At 65.4% G+C, this 18,787-nt stretch carries 13 protein-coding genes and 2 pseudogenes; 9 read left to right on the top strand and 6 right to left on the bottom strand.

What is annotated here, in order from left to right:
• The first annotated feature begins 443 nt into the window (after nt 1-443).
• Nucleotides 444-626, top strand: a complete 183-nt coding sequence (locus ACHMXA_RS33120) for a hypothetical protein (protein ID WP_395321589.1) — start codon at nt 444-446, stop codon at nt 624-626.
• Nucleotides 627-742: 116 nt separating this feature from the next.
• Here ACHMXA_RS33120 and ACHMXA_RS33115 read toward each other — a convergent pair whose 3' ends face one another.
• The 3 genes from ACHMXA_RS33115 to ACHMXA_RS33105 are packed head-to-tail and all read right to left on the bottom strand — an operon-like array spanning nt 743 to nt 4,276.
• On the bottom strand, nt 743-1,714 hold the full coding sequence (locus ACHMXA_RS33115) for a ChbG/HpnK family deacetylase (RefSeq protein WP_395321587.1): 972 nt from the start codon (nt 1,712-1,714) through the stop codon (nt 743-745).
• Nucleotides 1,711-2,850, bottom strand: a complete 1,140-nt coding sequence (locus ACHMXA_RS33110) for a glycosyltransferase family 2 protein (protein WP_395321585.1) — start codon at nt 2,848-2,850, stop codon at nt 1,711-1,713. Before ACHMXA_RS33110 ends, ACHMXA_RS33115 begins: the two co-directional genes overlap by 4 nt.
• On the bottom strand, nt 2,837-4,276 hold the full coding sequence (locus ACHMXA_RS33105; RefSeq protein WP_395321583.1) for a glycosyltransferase family 39 protein: 1,440 nt from the start codon (nt 4,274-4,276) through the stop codon (nt 2,837-2,839). The genes ACHMXA_RS33110 and ACHMXA_RS33105 overlap by 14 nt, the downstream gene beginning before the upstream one ends.
• A 487-nt stretch (nt 4,277-4,763) precedes the next feature.
• Between ACHMXA_RS33105 and ACHMXA_RS33100 the strand changes: the two genes are divergently transcribed.
• The 4 genes and pseudogenes from ACHMXA_RS33100 (at nt 4,764) to ACHMXA_RS33085 (ending at nt 9,422) form a co-directional block, all read left to right on the top strand.
• Entirely contained in the window at nt 4,764-5,951 is a 1,188-nt protein-coding gene (locus ACHMXA_RS33100; protein ID WP_395321582.1) for an efflux RND transporter periplasmic adaptor subunit, read from the top strand.
• Nucleotides 5,945-7,372: pseudogene (locus ACHMXA_RS33095) on the top strand (ABC transporter permease); the annotation flags it as partial. The gene ACHMXA_RS33100 and the pseudogene ACHMXA_RS33095, both read left to right, overlap by 7 nt.
• Nucleotides 7,373-7,558: 186 nt before the next feature.
• A complete protein-coding gene (locus ACHMXA_RS33090; RefSeq protein WP_395322677.1) occupies nt 7,559-7,906 on the top strand; it encodes an FtsX-like permease family protein in 348 nt (115 codons plus the stop codon).
• 58 nt (nt 7,907-7,964) lie between these two features.
• Nucleotides 7,965-9,422 (top strand): TolC family protein, encoded by a 1,458-nt coding sequence (locus ACHMXA_RS33085; RefSeq protein ID WP_395321580.1) that lies wholly within the window; start codon nt 7,965-7,967, stop codon nt 9,420-9,422.
• 33 nt (nt 9,423-9,455) lie between these two features.
• Here the strand turns inward: ACHMXA_RS33085 and ACHMXA_RS33080 are convergent.
• A pseudogene (locus tag ACHMXA_RS33080) lies at nt 9,456-9,722 on the bottom strand (IS21 family transposase); the annotation flags it as partial.
• Nucleotides 9,723-10,047: 325 nt separating this feature from the next.
• On the opposite strand from ACHMXA_RS33080, the gene ACHMXA_RS33075 reads away from it, so the two are divergent.
• The 3 genes from ACHMXA_RS33075 (at nt 10,048) to rrtA (ending at nt 14,150) form a co-directional block, all read left to right on the top strand.
• The gene (locus tag ACHMXA_RS33075) at nt 10,048-12,426 is read left to right on the top strand and encodes a LamG-like jellyroll fold domain-containing protein (protein ID WP_395321578.1); all 2,379 of its coding nucleotides are present in this window, start codon (nt 10,048-10,050) and stop codon (nt 12,424-12,426) included.
• Nucleotides 12,427-12,499: 73 nt separating this feature from the next.
• On the top strand, nt 12,500-13,177 hold the full coding sequence (locus tag ACHMXA_RS33070) for a LysR substrate-binding domain-containing protein (protein ID WP_395321576.1): 678 nt from the start codon (nt 12,500-12,502) through the stop codon (nt 13,175-13,177).
• A gap of 244 nt (nt 13,178-13,421) precedes the next feature.
• Nucleotides 13,422-14,150, top strand: a complete 729-nt coding sequence (rrtA, locus tag ACHMXA_RS33065; protein WP_395321574.1) for a rhombosortase — start codon at nt 13,422-13,424, stop codon at nt 14,148-14,150.
• Nucleotides 14,151-14,190: 40 nt separating this feature from the next.
• Here rrtA and ACHMXA_RS33060 read toward each other — a convergent pair whose 3' ends face one another.
• Nucleotides 14,191-16,956, bottom strand: coding sequence for an endo-1,4-beta-xylanase (locus ACHMXA_RS33060; RefSeq protein ID WP_395321572.1), 2,766 nt, complete (start codon nt 16,954-16,956; stop codon nt 14,191-14,193).
• Between the two features lie 307 nt (nt 16,957-17,263).
• On the opposite strand from ACHMXA_RS33060, the gene ACHMXA_RS33055 reads away from it, so the two are divergent.
• Entirely contained in the window at nt 17,264-18,226 is a 963-nt protein-coding gene (locus ACHMXA_RS33055) for a LysR family transcriptional regulator (RefSeq protein ID WP_176666578.1), read from the top strand.
• An 86-nt stretch (nt 18,227-18,312) separates the two neighbouring features.
• Here the strand turns inward: ACHMXA_RS33055 and ACHMXA_RS33050 are convergent, their stop codons facing one another.
• Nucleotides 18,313-18,738, bottom strand: a complete 426-nt coding sequence (locus ACHMXA_RS33050; RefSeq protein ID WP_395321570.1) for a cupin domain-containing protein — start codon at nt 18,736-18,738, stop codon at nt 18,313-18,315.
• Nucleotides 18,739-18,787: the final 49 nt, after the last annotated feature.

The following is an 18,787-nucleotide window of genomic DNA, read 5'->3' as shown; positions in this document are numbered from 1 at the left end:
GAATCTTGTTTCTTGCTTGCGGCGGGCATGACCTGGGTTCGCGATGGAATCGCACATGCGCGAGGGTGGAATTTTTCGCTGGAAGCCTGTGCGGTAACACTCTCGCGAACAACCCCGGCATTATCCGGCGCGTGCGAAGAGCGCAGGCAGAGACATCGTTGCCGCTGCCGCATCGAAACGCGCATGTGCGATGGCAACGCGGGCATCGCGCGCAATGAACGGGATCTCGAGCCATTGTCAGGTCCATCTGTCAAAGCTCGAACCACCCTTTGTCAAGATCTGATCAAGACTCGGTAGTCGTCGGAGTTGGGGAGGCCAAGTTGAATCGAGCCACGCCTGAAATTTCCGGATAAAAAAGCTTCTTGAACGAAACCACATAGATATTCAATCGCGGCTTGATCGGCGCACGGGAACATGGCTTGCATCTTCATCAAGAACAAGCCATGGAATTTCAGGTCGAGGCTTTCCCCACGCCGAAGTCCTCGGACACGCGCACGGCCACGGGCAGGGGCATACGGCGTGACTCAACGATCGTGGCATGGGTCTCTGCCAGAGGCGACAAGGTGCTCATGGTGGTCGTGCTCTTTGCCGTGGCATCGTGGTTGTTCTACTGGTTCGGGCCCTGAGCCGCCGCGCACTGGTGCAGTGGCGGCCGGCAGCACGCCCAGTTCGAACCCGCCGAGTTCTGCTTCCTGCGAGCAGATGAAGCTGCCGCCGAAGACGCAGCCTGGGCCCGCGATCTTCATGCCGTCGCTGCCCGCAGAGCCGACAGAGGTGCGATGCGAACGCCCAGCTCTCGCAGAAGGTGCGGGAGGTGAGGGTCGGACCACACCGCGAACTCGACACAGCGCCCGCGGCTGATGACATCACCCACCGCCAAGCTCCCGGGGTGGCACATCAGCAGATCGCCGCTGCGAGCCTGCCTCAGCCATCGCCGCAACAGGGAGCCGTAACCGCTTTCGGTGGCATCGAAGCCGTAGACACCCAGCAGACAGCGATTGGCGACGAAGCCCAGCGAGCGAGCGCGGCGGCGGAAAGGCTCGGCGCCCACCAGGTGATCGATGAGCCATGCCTTGCGTCCGTCGGCACTTCGAAGGCCACCCGGGAGCGAGGCAGCCGGCGCGGCGCTCACGCGAAGCCACGGCAAGGTGCCGCCGTACCGCCTGAGCAGCACGTCCAGCACCACATCCCGTATCACGGGCAGGTGATGCACGTGTTCGTGGCTGTCCACATGGGCGGGAACGCGGAACATCTCTTCCTCGAAGGCGTCGAGCTGGCGCAGCAGGGCTTCGCGCACAAGGCGCTTCGGCAGCAGCCGGAGATGGGCCGCTGCGACCAAGGTCTGCACCGACCCCAGCGCGGGCGCTCCGCTGAACGACTGCGTCAGGTTGAAGTGAAGCCCGACATCGATCCGCCGGCTGTCCAGGAGCCGCGCACGCGCCGCGCCGTCTTCCCACTCCGGTGCCTGGGTCATGGCACTCAGCGCACTCACGCGCCGCATTTCCACCAGGTGCAGCGCGGCTGCATTGACACCGGTATTCAGGCCGAAATCATCCACGCACACGGCGATGGTGCGTTCGGGAGATGCGGACACCTCATCGCCCCCCATCTGGACTTGCTCGGCACATGGCCCGGATGCGACTGCCGGGCCTGCATTGCCGGGCGAGATGCGGCAAGCCTCCGGCGCCACGGATGTGGGTTGCTTGTTCTTCATCGGTGCCGTTCCTCTTGAGGTGCGGCTTCCAGCGGATCCGCGCCGCCGTCCGGACCACTGTCCTTCAAGCCGGTTCCCTGAGATCTGCGAACCAGATACAGCGGGCGTCCCTTCACTTCATCGAAGACCCGCGCCAGGTACTCTCCGATCACGCCGAGCGACATCAGCTGCACGCCCGCCAGCAGGAACATGGCGACGACGATCGTGGTCCATCCCGACACTTCATTGCCCCAAAGCATGTACGACAAGGTCAGCATGCCGCCGTAGCCGAACGCGGCAAGCGCGAGCAGTCCTCCAAGCACGCTGGCCGCGCGCAGAGGCCAGCTGGTGAACATGGTGATGCCGGTCAGGGACAGGCTGCACAGTGCCTGCAAGCTGTAGTGGCTCCGGCCGTGAGGCCTCGCAGGAGGCACGTAGGCGATCTGCTCCACGCGGAAGCCGACCCAGGCGAACAGCCCCTTCATGAAGCGGCTGCGTTCGGGAAGGGTGCGCAACGCATCGACCACCGCGCGGTCGAGCAACCGGAAGTCGCCTGCGTCGGCGGGTACCCGATAGCGTCGATCGCAGTCGAGCAGCCTGTAGAAGATCCGCGTCCCGATGCGCTTGACCCAGCCCTCCGCGTCGCGATTCGAGCGCCTCGCGCAGACCATGTCGGCGCCCTGCGTCCAGCGGGCGATCATCTCGGGAATCAGGTCGGGAGGGTGCTGGCCGTCGCCGTCCATCAAGAGCACGAGATCGCCGCGCGCCGCGTCCAGGCCCGCGCTCAGGGCCGCCTCCTTGCCGAAGTTGCGCGAGAGCTCCAGCAGCCGCACGCCCTGGTCTTGCCAGCGCAGCGCCGACTCGCAGGTGGCGTCGGTGCTGCCGTCGTCGACGACGATGACTTCCCAATCCCGCGACAGCGTGACAAGCACCGCGATCAGCCGCGGCAGAAGCAGCTCGAGGTTCCTGGCCTCGTTCCGGCAGGGAATGACGCAGCTGATGGAAGCGCCGTGATCTCGCTGCGCGGGTTGTTTCGGTTGCGTCGGCGCCAGAGGCGCATCGTTCGACGGCCGTTCGGCCGGCCTGAAGTCATCGAGGTGCAAGCGCATGTGGGCATCGAGCAGCGCTCTGCGGGTCAGCGAGTCAATTTGCTGCATGTGCTCTCCGCGTGCAGTAGATGGACGGCGAGCGGGGAACGACCGTTCGCCAGTACAAGCCGGGGAATTTTTCGCCTACCGGCCGATAGCCCGGGTGTGATGCGGCCTTGCTCAGTTCCAGGACGCCGCAGTCGTCGACGAGCTCCTTTTTCACCCAAGGGCTGATGTCGAAGCGGCCATCGATCAGGACCAGAGGGCGTTCACCGAGCTGCAGCGCCAGTGCGCCTGCTTCGGCGGGAGGCCCCGCGATCACGCGGACCGGTCCTCCGAGTTGAGCGCGTGCTGCCGGCGCTACCGCGTCGGCCAGCGCTTTCGCATCGAAATTCCGCCAGTGATGGCGCTGCAGCCGAAACTCTCCGTTGGCGGAAATCATCTGTCCCCAGGCCAGCAATACCAGCTGAATGAGAAAGAAGCTCTTGAGCGCCGATTTCAATGAGGCCCGGGGCCAGACTTCTTTCCAGGGGCCCAGCTCCATGAAGGCCGGAACGGCGAGCAGGAGGAACGGAGCCCCCCAATGCAACTGCAGATCCGCGCCCACGGCCAGGCCCAGCACGAGAGTGAAGACCAGCGGCGTGAGGCCGAAGCACAGCAGGAGCCTGCGGCTCATTCCCGCGTCGTCGGGCAGCGGCGCACGCGACGGCACCTGAACATCCGTGCGTGCGCGGACCGCAAGCCAGAGCACCGACAGAAGTAGCAGCCACGCAGGCAGCGCCCGGTTCAGGAGCTGATCGAACAACCAGCGCAAGCAGACGCCCAGCCTCCGCATCCCGTGGAGATCGAGGCCCAGCGACGAGTCCATCGCATAGCGGATCGGCCCGAGGTCGTGCGGCCAGAGCCAGTACAGATGCGGAGCCATGACAGCCAGCGAAACGGTCGCGGCCAGGGCAAGGCCCCGTCGATGATCCGCATCTCGCCAGCCTCTTTGCCACACCCAGAACACCGCCACGGCGAGGGCCATCACGACGATGTGATATTTCGCGAGCCCTCCGACGCCGAGGCAGACCCCCAACCACAGCCACCAGCGGCGCTGCCTCGAGACAAATGCCTTCCAGGTGAGAACAGCGCTGGCCACTGCGAACGGGATCAGCACCACTTCGTGGTTGTAGTAGTAGAGACGGCCGTTGTAGTAGGTGATGCACAGGGCCGCGAGCAGTGCCGCCGTGGCATACACGGTGCCGCGAAGGGCGGCAAGAAATCGCCAGAGCATGCCCATCGCCGCCAGCACGAAGACCGCGCCGAGCGCATAGGTGACGCCCCCCGACAAACCCATCAACTGCACGGGAAGCCAAAGTACCCACGTGGGCAGCGGAGGATGCTTGTAGTAGCCCCATTCGAGGCTGCGCACCCAGGTGAGCTGCTCGATGTTGTCCGTGGGCGGCACGAGGCTCGACTGCGCAAGATGCGGCAGCCAGATGGCGGCGAACACGGCGAGCAGCGCGATGACCCAGGCTCCGCTGGGCCGGGGCGGCGAGGTGCCTCGGGACTCGGCGGACCGCGATGCCGGCCTGGCGTGATCGGGCCGCGGTACAGGGCCGCTGAGCACGGCCTCGACGGAGCGGACCACGGCCGACAAGGATGGACCGGGATTGGAATCTGGAAGCGGAGAGTGCATTCGAAGGCGCGCGAGCCCAGGCGGGCTTCAGGATTGACTGTGACGAAATGCTCTCTTCGCACGATGCAGAAGCACTGGGGGTTTCATCAACGTTCGATCAATTCGCGTTGAAGGGCCCTTGAGCGCGCCCGAGCGCTTTGGCTCTCGATCGGATCTGGATCGTGCGCAGGCTCTTTCTCGATGCGCTTTCACAAGAATCCTCTCCGGTCCCTTCGATGGGACGGATCCCTCGTTGCCCCACGGATGGCCGCTCCTGGCGGCCCGGCACAGGGCCATGAACCCCAACCTTGAAAGCGATGCATTGAAGACAGCTCGTAAATGGGCACTTGCGGTTGGCGCCGTCGTCCTTGCCACTGCCGGCACGTTCGCGCTCGTGGAAATGAACACAGGCCCGCAATCCGATCTGGCCACCGCAGTGGTCGAGCGCGGTACCTTGGCCCAGGAAGTACAGGCGGTGGGCCGGGTCCGTCCCAAGGAGTTGGTCGCCGTCGGCGCACAGGTGTCGGGCCGGGTGGAGCGCCTGCACGTGAGCCTGGGGCAGCGTGTAGCCAAGGGACAGCTGATCGCCGAAGTCGATGCGCAGCCGCAGCAGATCGCGCTGCGCAGTGCCGAGGCTGTGGTCGACTCGCTGCGCGCGCAGCTCAACGCGCGGCGCATTGCAATGGCGCAGGCCCGGGTGCTGCTGCGCCGCCAGCAGACGCTGACCGTGGCCGAGGCGACCGTGCAGGCCGATCTTGAAGCGGCGCAGGCGGCGGTGGATACGCAGCGAGCCGAGATCGACTCGTTGCAGGCCCAGGTCGTGCAGGCGCGTACGCAGGTCGACACGGCGCGCACGCAGCTCGACTACACACGCATCGTGGCGCCGATGGACGGCGTCGTGGTGGCGGTGGTCACCCGGCAGGGGCAGACGCTCAATGCCTTCCAGAGCACGCCCACCATCGTCATGCTGGCGAAGCTGGACGTGATGACCGTGCGCGCGGAAATCTCCGAGGCCGACGTGAACCTGGTGGCGGCGGGCATGGCTGCGAGCTTCGTCGTGCCGGGCAGCCGCACCGACCGCTATCAGGCACGCATCGCCCTGATCGAGCCGGCTCCCGACTCCATCGCCAACGAGGCTGCGGCGGCCGGAAGCGCCTCGTCCACACCTGCCGCGGCCAAAGCCGTCTACTACAACGCCCTGTTCGATGTGCCCAACGACTACGGCATGCTGCGCCCCTCCATGACGGTCCAGGTCTCCGTGCATGTGAAGAAGATCGAGGACGCCATGCTCGTTCCCGCCGTGGCGCTGCGACCGGGTGCGAAGGCCGGACACGCAACGGTGCGCGTGCTGCAGCCGGACGGGGACGTGGTCGAGCGCCAGGTGCAGACCGGCCTGCGCACGCCCCTGCAGGTGCAGGTACTCGGCGGCCTGGCCGTCGGGGAACGCGTCGTGGTCGGTGAGCCGGTCGCGGCGGATGCCGCAGTGCCTCAAGGACCGGCGCTATGGTAGGCACGTCCCGGACATTGCTGGAGACGCGCGGCCTGCGCCGCGAGTTCGTGGCGGGGGAGGGCACTCTCGCCGTGCTGGACGGCATCGACCTGCGGATCGACGCGGGGGAGATGGTGGCCATCGTGGGTGCTTCGGGCTCCGGCAAGTCGACGCTGATGAACATCCTCGGCGCGCTGGATCGCCCGACTTCGGGCAGCTACCGCGTGGCCGGCCAGGAGGTCGCGGATCTGGACGCGGACGGCCTGGCGAGGCTGCGGCGCGAGCACTTCGGCTTCGTCTTCCAGCGCTACCAGCTGCTGGGCGAATTGACCGCGCTGGACAACGTGGCGCTGCCCGCCATCTACGCCGGCTGCAGTGCGCAGCAGCGCCAGGCCCGCGGGCTGCTCCTGCTCGAGCGCCTGGGATTGGGAGCGCGCGCGGACCATCGGCCCAGCCAGCTCTCGGGCGGACAGCAGCAGCGCGTCTCGATCGCGCGCGCGCTGATGAACGGCGGCAGCGTGATATTGGCCGACGAGCCGACGGGCGCCCTGGACACATCCAGCGGCGAGGACGTGCTTCGCCTGCTCGCCGAACTGAATGCGCAAGGGCACACGGTGATCATCGTCACGCACGATGCCCAGGTGGCCCGCCGCGCGTCGCGCGTGATCGAAATCAGCGACGGCCGCATCGTCTCCGATCGGCGCAGCGAAGCTGCGACGGTGCCGTGCACCACCATGTTGCCGGCACCGCCGGAAGGCGAGAGCGGGCGCGAAGGCACGGCCACGCCGGCACGCATGGCGCAGACGCTGCGCATGGCGCTCTTCGCCCTGCATGCCCACCGGCTGCGCGCGCTGCTGACGATGCTGGGCATCGTCATCGGCATCGCAGCCCTGGTGTGCGTGGTCGCGTTGGGGCGCGGTGCGCAGGATCAGGTCATGGCCCAGATCCGCGAACTGGGCACCAACACGCTGGAGATATTCCCCGGCCGCGACTTCGGTGACCTGAGGGCGAGCGCGATCGAGAACCTGTCGGTGGCCGACGCCGAGGCGCTGGCGCAGCAGTTCTACGTGGACAGTGCCTCGCCCAACATCTCGGTGTCGGTGGCGGCACTGCGTGACTCTGCGGTGGCATCGGCCCAGGTCAATGGCGTGGGCGCGGGGCTGTTCCGCGTGCGCGGCCTTTCATTGGCTGCGGGCCGCTTCTTCGACGCCCGCGAGCAGGAAGCGCGCGCGCAGGTGGCCGTGATCGATCAACGCGCAGCCACGGCGCTCTTCGGTAGCGCATCGCCGTTGGGGCAGACCGTGCTTCTCGGCGAGATGCCGGTGCAGGTGGTCGGCGTGCTGCGCCCGATGCAGAGCAGCTTCGCGTCGAGCACGCCGGGCTTCTTCGTGCCCTACACGACGGTGGCGACCCGCCTCGCGGGAAGGCAATTCCTCGAAAGCATCACGTTGCGCATCAAGGACGAAATCTCCAGCCGAGCAGCGCAAGGCGCCGTCACTTCGGTGCTGCGCGACCGCCATGGCAGCCAGGACTTCTTCATCATGAATTCGGACCAGGTCCGGCAGGCCGCCACGCGCACCAGTCGCACCCTGGCACTGCTGATCTCCGGCGTGGCGACCCTGTCGCTGATGGTGGGAGGCATCGGCGTGATGAACATCATGCTGGTGTCGGTGACCGAGCGCACGCGAGAAATCGGCGTGCGGATGGCGGTGGGTGCGCGGCGCGCCGACATCATTGCGCAGTTCCTCATGGAAGCCGTTCTGATCTGCCTCATTGGCGGCGCAGCCGGCGTGTTGCTGGCCTTCGGCCTGGGTGCGCTCATCGCCTTGGCGATGCCGCAACTGCCAATGTCCTTTTCCGCGCTCTCGGTGGTGCTGGCCGTGGTCAGCTCCTGCCTGGTCGGCGTGGCTTTCGGTTACCTGCCCGCAAGAAACGCCGCACGGCTCGAGCCGGTGCAGGCCCTCGCGCGGGATTGACATGACGCGTTCCTTATCTTTCTCTCTTCTTCGCCTTCGGGCGTCCTTGCCCCGAGTCATGGTCACCGCGCTGTTGGCCTGCGCAGCGGTGGGATGCGCCACGCCCGAGGCCCCCAAGCCGATGCCTATGCTGCCGCCTGTGTATACCCATGCCGGGACCACCTCGGCGGCCCAGACAGGCAGCAAGGGTTTGGTCTGGTGGCGCGCGGGCGAACTGCCCGTGCTCGACGCCTGGGTCAACACCGCCCTTGCACGTAACGCAGACCTTGCCGTCGTCGGCGTGCGGTGGCGCCGGGCGATGCTGGAGGCCCGCCTCGCCGGCGCGCAGCTGGCACCAACCGTGTCGGGCGCATGGAACACCCGCGTCGCGAGAGGCCTGGGCAGTGGACAAGCGGATCCAGGCTCGGGCAGCACCGGGCAGATCGCGGTGAGCTGGGAACTCGATCTCTTCGGGCGCCTCGGGGCGTTGCAGGATGCCGCCAGCTTCGAGGCGCAGGCAAGCGAACAGGACAGGCAGGCCGTGCGGCTCGTACTGGTCGCCAGCGTCACCGACTTGTATTTCCAGCTCTCCCATGCCAACGGCCGCGTGGCGATGGCCGAAGCCAGCGAACGCGACGCCCAACGCATCGTGGCTCTGGTGCAGGCCCGCTTCCAGGCGGGGGCGGAAGGAAGGCTGGCGCTGCACGAGGCGCTGCAAGTGCGTGAGGAACGTGCCGCTGATCTGGCGGCCCAGCGCCAGGCAGCCACGGTGCTGCGCGAGCGCTTGCGCGTGCTGCTGGATGGCGCTTCCGTGCCGGAGTCCGAGCCGCGGACACTGCCCGAGCTCGCCTTGCCGCCAGTACAGCCGGGCCTTCCGGCCGAGCTTCTCGGTCGCAGGCCCGACCTGCGCGCTGCCCAGTGGCGGCTTCAGGCCGCGGGCGCGCGCACCGACGCGGCGGTTGCGAGCTACTACCCTGGTATCGCACTCACCGGTGCCCTGGGGAGCTCCAGCAGAGCCCTCCTCGACGTACTTGCCAATCCGGTCGCGACATTGGGCATCGGCATGACCTTGCCCTTCCTGCAGGCGCGCAAGCTGGGCATCGAGACGGACATCGCCCGCACTCGCTACGAAGAGGCGGCAGTGGGTTTTCGCAAGGCGCTGTACACCGCGCTCGGCGAAGTGGACCAGGCCCTCTCCGCTCGCACCCGTCTCGCCGAGCAGGAGGTCGCGTTGCGCCAGGCCCAGCAACAGGCGGCGGAAGCGGCACGGGTCTACGAGGCACGCTTCCTGGTCGGGCTGCTGCCGCTGAGAAGCTGGCTCGATGCGCAGGAGCGTCTGCGTACGGCAGAGGTCGCCCATGCTTCGATACGGCTGGCCCAGATGCAAAACCAGATCCAGCTTTCTCAAGTGCTCGGCGGCGGCTGGATGACGAACCGCTATGGCCTCGTCTATCCAGGGCATCTGGGGCGGCGCGATGCCGAGGACTTCGGTATGAACGGGCGCAAGAGTCGTGGGCACGCGGTCGACCCAGGTTAGTTGGGGGACTGCGCAAGAATAGGTCCTGACCAAAGAGGCCGGCACGCTATAGCGGTTGCGCTCGAAGTGCAACAGACAAATGGGCGAGACACGCGTGGTGGGCTCGATGAAGCCATCGAAGGGCCTGGGCACCGGCATCAGCAGCGCACGCTCCTGCGCCCAGACTTCGGCGATGCTGTCTGGCAGCTTGTCGTGGGCGATCTCGCCCTACAGCGCCTTGCAGCGATTCTTCAGACAGTCGTTGAGCAACGCCGGCACGGGCTGCCACAGCCGGTTCCGCGCATCGCGCACAGGTTCATCGCTGCGCGATAAACGCAAGCAGGTTGCGTTGCCTTCGGTCATTCCGAAAATGAAATTCAGTCGCTCATTTTCAGAGGTAATTCAACGCGCGTTTCCGCCTTTGTACAGGTCACACTCGTAAATCCCGGCCTGTCGTGCAGGTGCCGCATGGGCTTCTCGTCGAATCCATGCGGGCATGACAAGGGTAGTGACATTCAATGTCGCGTCGCTGACGTCGCATGTGACAACGAATGTCACTTCTTGCCGCAGCGTGTCTATCGCAACGCATGCAATGCATTCATCGGTTTTACCGATTTCATTTCATTGAGCCATCGAACCGGATGGCATGCAGCTTGCAGAATCATTTGTTTACAAACTGCGCCCAATGACACATTACTCGAACGACGACGACAAGAAGGCGGCCGTACTGGACCGTCGCACCTTCTTCATCGGCACTGCAAGCGCACTCGCCCTCGGCACGACGGCTTGCGGTGGTGGTGGCGGCTCTTCGGCTGGCGTACCTCAGGCTGCGGGAGTCGCTGTTTTGCCGCAGCCCGCAGCGTCCGACGCAGGTCAGCTGCCGGCTGCTGCGCCAGCAGCTCAGCCAGCTGCTGCGGCGCCAGCAGCGGTTACTGAGCGCCAGCCCGCGTCCGTCACGGGCGTGTTCAGACACCCCGGACTGTTGGTCACGGAGCCAGACTTCGCGCGTATCCGCGAGCTGATCAAGACCGGCCAGCAACCGTGGACGGACTGGTACAAAAAGCTGTGCGCCGATAAATTCAGCATCCTGGAAACCCGGCCCTACCCGTTAGCGGGCGTATATCGGCAGGACGGCAGCAAGAATAATCTGTACGTCGACATCTGGCGTGCCTGGAGCCTGGCGCTGCGCTGGAAACTCTCGGGCGACGATCGCTTTGCCGACAAGGCGGCAGAGTTCCTGGACGCCTGGGCGGACACGCTGAAGGAGATCGGTACGGTTCCGCCTGGGTCGACCGCCCATGACGACCACACCTTCATCCTGATGGCGGGTATGCAGGGCCACCAATTCGCGCAGATCGGCGAGATCCTGCGCACCTACCCCGGCTGGCCGCGGGACAAGCTCAAGCGCTTCCAGGACATGCTGATGACGGTGTGTGCGCCCATTTCGTCGTGGTTCCTCAGCGAAGGCCGGATGGGGTCCCATGCCAACTGGGACATGGCCTCCATGGTCGGTGCGATGGCCATCGGCATCTTCTGCGACAACGCCGAGCTGTACCGGCTGGCCTGCGATTCGTACGCCGCCAACAACCGCGGCAAGCTGCGGAACTTCGGCAACGGCTCGGCCCTGCACGGCGTGTACTACATGCACCCGGGCCACTTCGGGCAATGGGAGGAGAGCGGACGCGACCAGGGGCATGCGACGCTGGGCATGTCGCTCGGCGGCGACGTGATGGAAATGGCCTGGAACCAGGGCGACGACCTCTACGGGCTGTACAACAACCGCTTCCTCTCGGCCGCCGAGTACGTGGCGCGGACCAACCTGCAGGACGAGAACGGCAAGCCGTACGTCATGCCGTACGTGCTTGAGCAGAACCCGACCGCGCCCCACACCAGCCAATGGACGGAGGTGGCCTTTGGTCCCACCCCTGACGGCAAATACATCGGATTCGGCCGCAACTGCTGGGAACCGATCTTCAACCACTACGTCAACCGCCTGGGCATCGCGGCACCGAACGTTGCGCGCATGGTGCCGTACTGCGAGGCGAAGTACGGCGGCAGCAGCGACGACATCTGGTGGCCGACGCTGATCCATCGCCGCGTGCCGTATGCCGGGTCGATGAAGCCGCCCTCGGGTCTCACGGGCTATCTGAATGACGGCCGCGTGCTGCTGTCGTGGTGGGGGAGCGTGGGAGCCACTTCCTATGTGGTGCAGTGTGGCAGTTCGGCCAGCGGCCCCTTCACGACGGTGGCCACAGTGGCAGCGGACCAACTGCTGACCTACACCGATGCGCCCTCCAGCGGCACGTGGTTCTACCAGGTCATCGCACAGGGCCCCGGGGCACCGGGGACCGGTTCAGATATCGTCCGGGTCGCAGTCCCCGGCGAACTGTGCTTTCGGATGCCGCTGGACGGGGCGAGCGGCCTGGTCCCCACCGGCACGCTGCTGCGCCCGGATGGCACCACGACGGTCGTGGAGGGCAAGCTGGTGGACGGCGTGACCTGGGGCGAAGGGCGCAACAAGGACAAGGCGCCCATGTTCGATGGCAAGTCATCGGGCATCCAACTGCCGGCAGGCCTGTTCAGCAACCTGGACGACTTCACGGTGTCGATATGGGCCTATGCCAACGGGTATCGCTGGGACACCTGCATCCTGTTCGCCGGGACCGATGCCAATTCCGCCCTCGGTATTGCTCCTCAGGCCGGCCGAGGTGGACTGCGGTTCGGCATATTCGGCGCAACCGGAAATGATGCACGTGCGTTGGAAGGCCCCAGCGCCCTCCCCACGAGGCGCTGGGTTCATGTGGCGTACACGCAGGAGGGCACGACCGGGCGGCTCTATCTCGATGGCGTCGAAGTGGCAAATGCGGACTACATGACCCTGACGCCGCGCCAGGTGGGCGATCAAGTGACCTTCCTGGGGCGCAACTGGGCGCATCCGGCGTTCAACGGCCGCCTGCAGGACTTTCGCATCTATGTGGGCGCACTGAGTGCCGTGGAGATCGCCGCACTCGCCAAGAGCGACTAACGAAACGCGGGCAGCGTACGAACGCAGGTAACCGGTAGTACGGCGGGTAGTCCACGAAGCGGCTGGTCAGCGTGTGTGCGATGAGGCTGGCGGCCATGATGCCGCCGTCGATGACCGGCGCGCGCATCGTTTCGCCGTCGCGACGTCACCGCTGCTTGCATCTACGCTGGTTCCATACCTCCTCGTGAGTTTCAAGAAGCGTTTCCCGCAGGTCAGGGTGGAGATACTCGATCTACCGGTGGACAACGTTGCAGCCCCAGTGCGTAGCGGGCAGGCCGCCTTCGGCATATGCACTTCAGATCTGAACGCGCAGGATCTCTCGACCACGGCTCTTTGCCAGGATCGCCTGATGCTCGCCTGCCCGGCAGGTCACGCGCTCGCCTCGCTTCGTGACGTGCGATGGTTCGATCTGTGCGATGAACCGCTGGTGCTGCTGCGCCAAGGCAGCGGGCTGCGCGTACTGGTCGAGCAAGGTTTCGCCGAGGTCGGAGAAACGTTCAAGCCCGCCTATGAAGTAGCGCAGGTAACCACCGCCATCGGGCTCGTGCAGGCCGGCCTCGGCATATCAATACTTCCGTCGTTCGTACTGTCGTGTGCGTTGCCAGCCAACGTCGTGTTGGTCCCCTTGGTGGATCCCGTGATAAAGAGAGGCGTTGTAGCGATTAGCGGGGCTGAGCAAGACCTGTCCGAATCCAGCGAAGCATTCTTCGCGCACTCCTGCCGTGAATCGAGAGGAATGTTTAGCTTGTAGAGGTTAACTGGTCTGGTTCTGATGACCGGAGGGCCGCCGAATCGGAAAAACTTGTCGAGGACTCCGCTGCGGCCGTCCACCATCCAGGGAATCTCGCCGCGCTGGGTCTTGGACGGGTTGGCATACACGTCGAACTGGGCCATTGTGCGATCACCAGGGACGGTAGTCCTCGCCGAAAATACCCACTTGCTCCACCAGTCCGTTCTGGGCGGCAATCCACTGCGCAGCCGCAGTGATTTCTTTCATGAAACCAGACTTCCGCTCACGGCCCCACCGCGACATGGGCTTGGGTCAGAATCCGGCCAAAACCAAAAGCATCACCGAGCACCTTCGACTGCCTCATGGGCAATTCCCTAAATCCCTGAACAGGCCGCGCGCCGTGCGACCTCTCCCACAACGGTCCTTCGCCAATTGGCTCGTTCCTATCGGGCTCGTCTGCCTGGTGTTGGCCTTGCAGGCAGGCGGCGAGCCGGTGTACGAAGTGCTGCGCTACGAACGCGCGGCTGTGCTCGGCGGACAGCCCTGGCGTCTTCTTTCGGCGCATGCGGTCCATCTCGGTTGGGTGCATTGCCTGATGAACGTGGGCGGGCTGGTACTGTGCGCCGCGTTCGCGGCAGGCACCCTCAGTTGGCGCGCCTGGGCCACCGCGATCGTTGTGCTGGCCCTCGGCGTGGGGATGCTGCTGTTGGTCGCATCGCCCCGGGCCACGAACTACGCGGGCCTCTCGGGCGTGCTCTACGGGCTGTTCATCTGGGTGCTGTTGCCGCGCGCCCGGCGTGGCGATCGCGTGGCCTTGATCGTCCTGGTCGCCATCCTTGCACGCATCGGCTGGCAGATGTTCCATCCGCCTGCGGAGGTGCAGCGTGCGCTGATCGGCGGCGAGGTGATGGTCGAAGCGCACCTGTACGGCGCCCTCTGCGCGCTGGCGCTCTGTCTCTGGCAGGGCGCGTGGGCGTACTTGCGGCGGGCCTGAGCCGGCACCGAGGCCTGGCCTCGGTGCCGGCTTCACTGCTTCAGGGCCGACGGCGGCGAGCGATCGCAAGCGCCGCGAGGGCCGCCAGTGCCAGCGCGAGGTCGCCCGCATCCAGCGATCCGCCGCTTCTGCGGAATGGGAAGGCGATCGGCATCACCGGAGGCGGGGAGGGAGGCTCCGTCGTAGGCGGATTCGTCGTCGGCGGCGCTTCATCGGCCGGCGCGTAGGACTCGATGTCGTAGGTGTAGAGCCTGACACTCGTGCCCTCCTTGGGGCTCTCCGCCTGCATGGCGACGAACCCGCCGACGGATCCCTGCCGCTGGCTGATGGCGTTCCCGGCGTCCCTGCTCGGCGTCTCGCCATCACCCACTTCCTTCAGGACATGATGCTGTTTGACGCCGTCCTTCTCGGTGTACAGGAACATCTTCATCTCGCCGGACTTCGGGTCGATGGGCGTGCTGAACCACACCGCCTGGTCCAGCGCTCTTTCGGCGATCTGCGAACCCTCCTGGCCGTTCGTCTGTCGCGTGATCAGCGAGTTCTGACCCGCCACGACGGTGCCCGTCGCACCGTTGCCTCGGAAGACGATGTGCGGGTAGGCGTTGGTGCCATGGATGAAGCTCTGCATCGTGTGCCCTTCCTGGGCCGCGTACGGTCCTGCGGCAGGGCTCTTCGCCTCCTCGAAGACGAACTTGAGGTTGTCCTGGGCCAGCGCGGGCTCGCCCGGGGGCGCATTCGAATTGCGCGATGGCACGAGGATGTCGCCACGCAGGACGACGGGCGTGCGCGACAGCGATTCCGGCGAGGCCGTGGTTGCGGGCTTGCTCCTGTTGGTCAACGCAGCGGCCTGCGTCTGTCCGTTGAAAGCCGACTCGCCGGACACGACCATGTATGTCCTGCCGGGTTCGAATCTCGTGGCGAGTCGCCAGGCTTTCTCCGTCGACGCATCCTTTTGCAACCTCAGTCCAAACGGGCTGGCGATCGGGTCTTGCGGCAGCAGGACGAGCGTGGTGCGACCATGTTTCGGCACAGCCTTCGTTTCAGCGACGCCGGACGCTCTTGCCATGCCGTCGCTTCCATACGAGGTCTTGTATTGCTTGAATGCGGTCACGCCGTCACTGAAGCGAACGTCCGCATAGGAGAAGGGTGCCTCCAGGGCGTTGGCGGCATCCATCCACCCCACGGTCATCTTGCCGAAGGACAGTACGAAGGTCGCCGTGTTCTCCACGGAGGCAGTGGCCGGTGCGGGCCCGCGCGCGGTCACCGTCACATGGCACGGCTTTCCGGGAACCACGGCGCAGTCGGGCGGGTTGAACTTCATGCTCTCGACGGCAAACCCCGCGGGCAGCGAGACGTTGGCAGCGGTGAAGACGACGTTCTTCGTTGCGACCGGCACGTTGATGTCGATCATCGCCTGAGCGTTCTTGCCGCCCCAGGTCCTGGCCTTGAAGCTTTCTCCACCATAGCTGAAGGTCGCGGTGACCCCGTTCGGCGGCAAGCCCGCATCGATGAGGTACTGCTCGGGGTTCGTCGTGGCCCAGTACGCCTCCTTCGGCTGGCCGACGCCGGACCACGGATAGCCGTTGGTGTGATAGCCCGGGTCCGTCATGCCCCACCAGGTCACCCGGTGCACGCCGCCCTTGTACTCGGGGTGACGGCCTCCGGGGCCGGCGGCGTATTCCTTGAGCAGGCTGAAAAGCTTCGCGTACTGGATGCCCTGCTCCTTGAACAGGGCATCCATCTCCGGGCCGTTCTGGATCCGCTGGCCCTTGTCCAGGCCCAGGGTGGGTGCGAGATCCAGTTCGGTCAGATCGACATTCACCCCCGTCTCGAGATAGGTCTTGATGGTCCTCTCGAAGGCGTCGAGGTTGAGCCTCATGTCCCAGTGCCCCTGCGTACCGATGACGTCGACCAGCGGCCTTGGATTTCCCTTAGCATCCAGAAGGATCCGCCCCTTGCCCGCGGCCGATTCGGCCGCATACCGTTCATTGAACTCCTTGACCATCGAAGCGATCGCCGTGGCCTTCGAGGCGCGCTCGTTGTCGTTGAAGTCGTTGTAGTTCAGGATCGCGGTGGTGTTCTGGCGCGCGGCGTAGAAAGCGTCATACATGTAGTCCCAGCTCTTCCCGCCTTTGGCGTAGGCCTGGGCCCATCGGGAGGGGCGCTCCTCGGGGCTGTAGCCGGTACGCAGGGCGTTCCTCCAGTCGGCGGGGTTGTCGGGGTTGTCCTTGAACGCTTCGTTGACGACGTCCCAGGCGTAGGTCTTGAACGGTTCCTGGTCGAAATGGCCGGCCACGGTCCGGATGTAGTACTCCAGATTCGTCTTCGCCGTCGCGTAGTCCCACGGGGTTTCCCATCCGCCGCTCGCCGTCAGGACATTGGGGGCGGGCCACTGGGCCGACTGGTTGTGCCAGACCAGCACGTGCCCGGTGACCTTGACGCCGCGCGCATTGGCCGCACCGATGTCGGCGTTGATGCCCGAGGTCAGGTTGGTGAGGAAGTTCGGGGTCGGATTGCTGATTCCCCCATTCCAGAACTCCGGCTTCATCGCGTTGCCGGGCGTCACCACATTGAAGTGCTTCACGGTCATGGCGGCGACCGAGTTCTCACCCGGCACCACGTCGGCGCCGAAGTTGCGCGCGTCGAGATTGGTGCTGCCGATCAGGAAGTGGTTCTTGTACACGTCCTTGAGCGCCGGCCATTCGTCGGGGTTCGTTGGCCGGTCGGCCGCCAGGGCGGCGTTCGCGATCACAAGTCCGGCTGGCAGCGCAATCAGGAGGCTCTTGATGCGAGGCCTTGTGAACATGGTCCCGATCCTCCTGGCGGTCCTGAGGATCGGAGGGTTCGTGCTGCGCGTGTTCCTCGATCTGTAGACGGGGCCGGTCGATGCGGCCGGCCGTGCGGTCGCCAGACCCGATGATCTGATTTGCATGATGTCTCCGGAATGGAATATGCGGGGTGCGGCGAACTTGCCGCGACTCGCCGGCTCTCTGCGGAGCCCTGGTTGACCGACCCGAAGGCTAGGTGACGGCCCCCTGACGGTCCACTGACTTTTTCGCTAGCATCCATTCCAAATGCTGATGAGTTCAGGCAAGACCTCTGGTAAACCCCTGATGCTGGCGCAGGTCTCGCGTCTGCGTTTCCGGCACCTGCAGTTCCTCGACATCCTCGGGAAGACGCGCAACTTGCGCCTGACTGCGGAGCAGATGTACATCACGCAGCCGGCAGCCACCAAGGTGCTCATGGACATCGAGGAGATGCTGGAGGCGCGCCTGTTCGATCGCCTGCCGCGCGACATGCAACCCAACGAGCTGGGGCTCTTCACATTGCGTTACGCGCACTCGGCACTGGACGGCTATCGCAAGTTCGTGGACGAGTTCAGCACCCTGAAGCAGGGAGGGCACGGCCATTTGTCGATCGGCGCCGTCTCAGGTGCGGCGCATCTGCTGACCGGCGCGGTGGCCGAGCTGCAGCGCCTGCGGCCGCTGCTGGTGGTGAAGGTGCTGGAGCAAAGCAGCGACCAACTCATCGTGTGGCTGGCCGAGCGCAAGATCGACGTGATGATCGGCCGCTTCACCGACGAATCCCAGCGCGACCAGTTCCACTACGAGAACCTGACCGGTGAAAGGTTGCAGATCACCGCGGGCGTGCACCATCCATTGCGCGGACCGAACGCCCCTGGGCTGAGGGAGCTGTCGAACTGGCCGTGGATTCTGTACCCGACATCCACGGCGCTGCGCAAGGTGTCGGACGACATCTTCCGCAGCACGGGCCTGTCGCTCACCTCGGGCATCGTCGAGACGCCGTCGTTCCTGTTCGCACTGGAACTCTTGCAGAGCACGACCATGCTGTCGCTGCAGCCCGCCGCGCTGGTAGACAAGTATGTAAGGCGCGGGCTGCTGACGCGCATCGCGACCGAGCTCCCCACCCGGATGCCCGACTTCGGCCTGATCACGCTGCAAGGAGAGCCTCCCAGCACGGCCGCGCTGGCGTTCATGGATGTGATCCGCAACATGGCGGACCACCAGGCCGAAGCGGCATTGGCTGAAAGGGCGACGCCGGGCGCCGGGTCCTGAGCCACCGGGGCGCGCATCCGCCGAGCGACATTGCCGCTGCTCGCAGTTCTACGCCGAGGCAGTAGAACCCCTACGAACGTCCCGTCTCAGATCCACTGATCATTCTCGACAGTCCGTACCCCGGGCGCGCCATCGCCCGTATTCACCACGCCTCGCGGCTCTACCAGCAGCATTTTCACCTCCGCGTGCGCGGAAGGCCTGTGTTCCACGCCCTTGGGCACCACCGCCATCTGTCCCGCGCGCAGCACGATGACGCCTTCGTCGGAAAGGCTGGCACGGTGATGGATGTGCAGTTCGCCTTCGAGCACGATGAAGGTCTCGTCGGTCTCGGCGTGCACATGCCATTGGAATTCGCCTTGTACCTTCACGACCTTGAACTGGTAGTCGTTCATTTCGGCGACGACGCGCGGTTGCCAGTGATCATCGATCCGGTGGATCTTCTGGATCAGGTCAATGGCCTGGCATTGGCCACGCCCGGCTGGCGTTGTGGTTGAGCTGGAGGGCAGGGACATCGATCGCTCCGTTATTGGGAATGACGTCGAAGATAAGCAGCGCTCCCGC

The organism is Variovorax sp. UC74_104, assembly GCF_044055375.1.
Lineage (GTDB): Bacteria > Pseudomonadota > Gammaproteobacteria > Burkholderiales > Burkholderiaceae_C > Variovorax.
This window is presented reverse-complemented; position numbering and strand designations above follow the sequence as displayed.

What these genes read in the sequence shown, in the direction of transcription:
- ACHMXA_RS33115 (WP_395321587.1), bottom strand. Translation starts at nt 1,714, where the DNA reads ATGAAGAACAAGCAACCCACATCCGTGGCGCCGGAGGCTTGCCGCATC.
- ACHMXA_RS33090 (WP_395322677.1), top strand. Translation starts at nt 7,559, where the DNA reads ATGGTGGGAGGCATCGGCGTGATGAACATCATGCTGGTGTCGGTGACC.
- rrtA (WP_395321574.1), top strand. Translation starts at nt 13,422, where the DNA reads ATGAAACCAGACTTCCGCTCACGGCCCCACCGCGACATGGGCTTGGGT.
- ACHMXA_RS33050 (WP_395321570.1), bottom strand. Translation starts at nt 18,738, where the DNA reads ATGTCCCTGCCCTCCAGCTCAACCACAACGCCAGCCGGGCGTGGCCAA.
- ACHMXA_RS33075 (WP_395321578.1), top strand. Translation starts at nt 10,048, where the DNA reads ATGCAGCTTGCAGAATCATTTGTTTACAAACTGCGCCCAATGACACAT.
- ACHMXA_RS33110 (WP_395321585.1), bottom strand. Translation starts at nt 2,850, where the DNA reads ATGCAGCAAATTGACTCGCTGACCCGCAGAGCGCTGCTCGATGCCCAC.
- ACHMXA_RS33060 (WP_395321572.1), bottom strand. Translation starts at nt 16,956, where the DNA reads ATGTTCACAAGGCCTCGCATCAAGAGCCTCCTGATTGCGCTGCCAGCC.
- ACHMXA_RS33085 (WP_395321580.1), top strand. Translation starts at nt 7,965, where the DNA reads ATGGTCACCGCGCTGTTGGCCTGCGCAGCGGTGGGATGCGCCACGCCC.
- ACHMXA_RS33055 (WP_176666578.1), top strand. Translation starts at nt 17,264, where the DNA reads ATGCTGGCGCAGGTCTCGCGTCTGCGTTTCCGGCACCTGCAGTTCCTC.
- ACHMXA_RS33120 (WP_395321589.1), top strand. Translation starts at nt 444, where the DNA reads ATGGAATTTCAGGTCGAGGCTTTCCCCACGCCGAAGTCCTCGGACACG.